Source organism: Microcoleus sp. BM001215392 (assembly GCF_036700185.1).
Taxonomy (GTDB): Bacteria; Cyanobacteriota; Cyanobacteriia; order Cyanobacteriales; family Microcoleaceae; genus Microcoleus.
Genome location: NZ_JAUBOJ010000313.1, coordinates 4,844 through 9,535, shown reverse-complemented (window position 1 = coordinate 9,535; position 4,692 = coordinate 4,844). Strand labels below are relative to the sequence as shown.

Genomic DNA, 4,692 nt, shown 5'->3' with positions numbered 1-4,692 from the left:
TATTAATCAGACTCGCGAGCTATATTAATCAGACTCGCGAGCTATATTAATCAGACTCGCGAGCTATATTAATCAGACTCGCGAGCGGGACGCTCGCACTGCACGATAACTAATTAAGATTCAGCCATTTTTGAGCATTAAGCCGCTGGACGACACCAAAGACCATGAGGTCTAGAGTAATCTTGCGCTCGTCTATCAAAAAAGGCTCTAAAGTGCTGGTTTTGGTATTATTTTCAGTGCATGAAAACGCTCTTTGACTTTGAATATCTTCTTGAGGAAAATACAAGTTAAATTGGCGCTGACCTTCTTGAAATTTACCAATTACCTGCCAGCAATCTCCGGCGGAACTCATGCCAGCAACGGGGAGTTTTTGCTTGGTCAAACTCACATCTAAATCCTTAACGCCCTGCTTGGTCAAAGCAGTTTGCAAGGCGGGCAAATAATCTTGTTGAATAAATTCCGCAAAGGGCTTGTCTTCAACAGCGGGTGCTTTTTCTTTTTTAGCTTTAGCTGGAGGCTTGTCAGCGTCTGGCTTAGCGGCCGCTTTTTTAGCAGCGGGCGCAGGCTTGTCAGCGCTGGGGATGTCACTGGTTTCGGGAGTGTCGGAACTCGGAGCGTTTTCAGCAGAAAGGGCCTCTGTTTCGGCTTCGCCTGCTGCTGGATTTTTCGGTTTGTCTGCCATTGGTGCTTCCTTTTAAAAAGTGATGAGTAGAGGAGTCAGGAGTCAGTAGTCAGTAGTCAGTAGTTATTTGTTATTTGTTGGTTGTTAGTTTTAGTTGTTGTGTCTAATAACCAATAACTAATAACCAATAACTAATGACCGATGACTACTGACTAATGACTGAGGACTATGATTATTTTAAATCTCAGCGACAGCGCGTTCAATCAAACGGTGGGCGAGAGTTTGAACGCCGGTGTGTTCGTAGTAATTGGTAGTCATGTCGAGGAAAGCGCCCACGTAGTCTACCTTGTCGGCAGAAATTTCGACAAAACTCTGCAAATGGCCGAGGACGTTTTCGGGAGTCAAACCTCGATCGCTCACAAAGGAGCCCATCCAGCCGGAAACCGAGTTAAAGCTTTCACCGATAAAGCCGAGTTGGCCTGCGGGAGAGCCACCAGGAATCATGCCGCCGATCGACTTAAATGCCTGATTATCTTGCAAATCTTGGGGGGAGAGCTTTTGAATCCAGGACTGAGTAGCCATAATAAAGTCTGGGCCCAGGGGAATCAAACCGTCGAAACAAACCAAAGCCGCCATCCGCATCAGGGATTCGCCGCCGTAGTCGCCCAAAGCCCCGGCAAAATCGCCGATGCTGTCGCCGGGAATGCCGTTAATTTGGCAAAAAGCGAGCAATTCAGTGACTAATTTCAAAGAAAGGTCGATCGTTTGAGCTTTTTCGGGCTTGGGGGTGAGATTGCCCAGCATCGACAAAAACGGGACATTTTGGGAGACTTTGTTGGCGAGGGCTGCGGTACCGAGGGCGCTAGAGGCACTGTCGATAGTTTGGTAGAGCCAGAGAGCGCGCTGGTAGCCTTCAGATTTATCGTTGTAGAGGGTGATGGCGCGATCGCCTATTTGCTGGATCATATCTTCGTCAGTTTCACCTGTTACCGTACGAATGGTATTTTCAAAGCCAACTAAATTGTTCCACTCGCCTGGAACCACAAAGTCAAGCGCTCGGAGGGCTTTGACAGTCATGTTGTCTTTAGGAAGTTGATCGACTAATTCAAAGACTGTTTTGCTCACAAAAAACTCCTTGTTGAACTGAAATCAAAGGTATTACTTTTGGCAGATGGCAAGAACTTGACAATCTGAATCTTGCAGGTATAAGTTGTGATAGCGGCAAGCCAGAGTTGGGTGGAAGCTCGATATCAGATTATGCTACTTGACGCTGGCGAGACCGCCGAGGTTAAATTTTGACAACCAAGCTTCGCGATCGCTAGCAGTAAAAGAGGGATCGCGGGATTGAACTTTCACTTGATAGCGATTTGCGACTAAAACAGCAGTGATGTTAGCACCCTGATTGACAGCGGGATAGCCGCTAATTTGCTTGGTGCTTTGCTGAAATTTGGCTCCGGCGCCCTGGTTGCCGGCGATGTCGTTAATTGAGAGTACGGCGACATTTTTACCGCCTTTGTTCAGCTTAGCTTCAGCAAAACCGGATTTTTCTTGAGCGAAGACGCGATCGAATCCGCCGCCAGCAGACGGGAAATATTTATTTAATTTGCCACCTGCAACTGCTTTCTTGGGCAGGTTAGGATTTTGAGCAGTTGATTTGTCAGCAGTTGTCTGCTTGGTTTTAGCAGATTTTTGGGTGCTTTCCTGCTGGGCTTTGTCCCAGCGGGAGGGGGGCTGATTCTGACCGCAGGAAGTCACGAGCAGCAGTACCGAGATCAGGAATGGAGCTAAGATTCGGCGTGCGGGGGGAAATTGCATCGCTCTCTCCTCATTAGTAGGTTTCCATAACAATTGTGGCTCACGATTTGCCAATTTGTCTTCCCCGATCGGGTGATTTGTGTTCTTTGTAAAAAAATCCTCTGCTTGCCGGCAGAGGATTTTTTTGCAATTGCGAGTTCTGAAGGAAGAAGAAAGATTGCTCCACAGATAAATTCTGGGGATAGAGGTAAAGAAACTAAGTTTTCTGATTGCCAGCAATCTCAAAACAATTTTCGCTGATTTTCCCGAGATTTATCTAGAGGTTTCAGAGAAATTGTCCGTCAATCGTGTTAGTGGGGTCTTCCAACTTAGGTCTTGCTTTGTGGGTAAAGCTCAGGCGTCGCTTTCAATGTAGATAAACAACAAACCCATGACGACAACCGGCATCAGCCAGGTAATTAGCGGAATTAAGATCCAAGGCAAGAAAGAAGCAGCGTAGGAACCTGTCATATCAAATTCTCCAAACTAAAGTTAGTGTGTGGCAACAGGGATATTGGGGAGTGGAGTCTAATTGTTGACTAAACCCCGGAAAATGGCATCAACGCCCTTAAAGTTTTCGAGTAAGAAGTAGGCAGCAAAGACGCCGCTCATCCCGCCCACAAAGAAACCAGCGGTTAACTGGCTCCAGCCTTCAGCATTTCTGAGGGAATCGGGAGTCATCGGATTAGCGCTGGGGTAGCTGGTGTTGTCTGATTTGAAAGAGACTAAACCGTAAGCAGACATACCTAGTGTGCCGAGCAGAACTAAGACGAGGGCTGTAATTAATCCGCCGAGATTAGCTGCTTCTGGATAGTCCCGCAGCGGCCCGAAGACGATTTCAGGGCCGACAAGGAAATAACCGTGTGCCAAACCGATTTCTAAACCTCGAACTAGGGGTGAGAGTCCTTTGCGGTAGGCGGGCAAGTTCCCAATGAATGCTTTTGTGAAATCAGAAGCACTGATGGGAGTTGCTAGATGACCCGTGAAGGGGTCGCCGTTAAAGGGTTTAATAAGCTCTGCATCTCTGGGATCGGCCATATTCTCTTTTTCCTCGCTGTGCGTAAAAATTGAGGCGTTCAAGTCATATTTTACGCAGGGACGTGTTTCCTATTTGCATAATTGGCAGCTAGCTTTAGAAAAGTTCACTATTCTTTAGTTTTCGGAAGAATTTTTCTTTTGTCTCTTATACCAGAAAGCGAGTCGATCTGGCGATACTCCCAAGAAATAAGCAATGATTACTATTTGATTGATGGCGGTGGTTTGGATGACGCCAAGCTTTTGCCAGCGGCGGGCGGAAGTCAGCACGGGCTGGGGTACTATTTCGATGCGACCTTGTGTTTTCAACAAGCGCACGAGTTCAAAGTCTTCCAACAGGGGCAAGTCGGGAAAACCGCCGATTTTGTCAAAGGTAGCTGAATACAGGAAAATGGCTTGGTCGCCGTAGGGCATTTGCAGGAAGCGCGATCGGCAGTTTACCCCTATTTCTACCAGCCGCAGACTGTACTGGGGGGCGTCTATTTTAAGTTCAAAGGCGCCCCCTACGGCGGAGGGCTTAGCCGCCAGTGCCCGACGCGCGCCAGAGTCGTAGCCTAGAGGCAAAAGAGTGTCTGCGTGGAGAAACAGTAGAATATCTCCAGTAGCTGCGATCGCACCTGCATTCATTTGAGTGGCGCGGCCTGGGGTGGTGGAGACAACTCGGACGCCCAAAGATTTTGCTATTTCTGCTGTACCGTCGCTACTGCCGCCGTCAGCGACAATTATTTCGACATTTTGGGCCCCAAGGGCAGTGGAGATAACTGAGGCAATGGTAGGTGCTTCGTTTAAGACTGGAATGATAATTGAAATTTTGAGACGATCATTTTGTGGCATACAGAATTAAGCACCCCGTGAGAGAGAGGGCGGGTTTTGTAGAAAGCTTATCTGTTATGCAACACGTAGCGACAGTTTTAGGGCTGACTTATCGGGGGCTAGAAACCGGGTTTCTAGCTGTTTTGCGTCCCTTAACGAGAAATGTAGGAATAAACCGGGTTTGACCAGGGCTATACTGTGCGATCGCCTCCGTTGGCGTTTTCAGATTCTAGTCTGAAACCCTTGATTTTTTTCCTGCACTTCCCATGCGTCGTCAAGCGTCATCGGACAGTACAGGCACCTAATCAGCCCTGAAGCGCTGATTTGGTGCTGGTAAATCAAAAATTTTCCGAAGCTTTATTCTGGACTCCTTTTTTGCTTTTTCTCGCGCTTGCGACTATTGTCGCAAGCGCTGTCTAACCAGTCCA

The 4,692-nt window shown here is 47.7% G+C and carries 6 protein-coding genes; all 6 read right to left on the bottom strand.

Going from position 1 to position 4,692, the window contains the following annotated elements:
* Positions 1-109 precede the first annotated feature (109 nt).
* Complete coding sequence (locus QT974_RS25825) at positions 110-682, bottom strand: DUF2996 domain-containing protein (protein ID WP_333471265.1); 573 nt, start codon at positions 680-682, stop codon at positions 110-112.
* 177 nt (positions 683-859) lie between these two features.
* Positions 860-1,747: a hypothetical protein gene (locus QT974_RS25820; RefSeq protein WP_333471264.1), complete on the bottom strand. Its 888-nt coding sequence runs from the start codon at positions 1,745-1,747 to the stop codon at positions 860-862.
* A 135-nt stretch (positions 1,748-1,882) separates the two neighbouring features.
* Positions 1,883-2,437 carry a hypothetical protein gene (locus QT974_RS25815; RefSeq protein ID WP_333471263.1) on the bottom strand — a complete coding sequence of 185 codons (555 nt, stop codon included), beginning with the start codon at positions 2,435-2,437 and terminating at the stop codon, positions 1,883-1,885.
* A 333-nt stretch (positions 2,438-2,770) separates the two neighbouring features.
* Positions 2,771-2,887 (bottom strand): photosystem I reaction center subunit VIII, encoded by a 117-nt coding sequence (locus QT974_RS25810; protein WP_293127047.1) that lies wholly within the window; start codon positions 2,885-2,887, stop codon positions 2,771-2,773.
* Positions 2,888-2,944: 57 nt separating this feature from the next.
* On the bottom strand, positions 2,945-3,454 hold the full coding sequence (locus QT974_RS25805; protein ID WP_333471262.1) for a photosystem I reaction center protein subunit XI: 510 nt from the start codon (positions 3,452-3,454) through the stop codon (positions 2,945-2,947).
* A 114-nt stretch (positions 3,455-3,568) separates the two neighbouring features.
* Positions 3,569-4,285, bottom strand: a complete 717-nt coding sequence (locus QT974_RS25800) for a TIGR04283 family arsenosugar biosynthesis glycosyltransferase (RefSeq protein ID WP_333471261.1) — start codon at positions 4,283-4,285, stop codon at positions 3,569-3,571.
* Positions 4,286-4,692: the final 407 nt, after the last annotated feature.

Excerpts from the sequence above, each read along its gene's own strand:
- QT974_RS25825 (WP_333471265.1), bottom strand. The coding sequence starts at position 682 with ATGGCAGACAAACCGAAAAATCCAGCAGCAGGCGAAGCCGAAACAGAG.
- QT974_RS25815 (WP_333471263.1), bottom strand. The coding sequence starts at position 2,437 with ATGCAATTTCCCCCCGCACGCCGAATCTTAGCTCCATTCCTGATCTCG.
- QT974_RS25810 (WP_293127047.1), bottom strand. The coding sequence starts at position 2,887 with ATGACAGGTTCCTACGCTGCTTCTTTCTTGCCTTGGATCTTAATTCCG.
- QT974_RS25805 (WP_333471262.1), bottom strand. The coding sequence starts at position 3,454 with ATGGCCGATCCCAGAGATGCAGAGCTTATTAAACCCTTTAACGGCGAC.
- QT974_RS25800 (WP_333471261.1), bottom strand. The coding sequence starts at position 4,285 with ATGCCACAAAATGATCGTCTCAAAATTTCAATTATCATTCCAGTCTTA.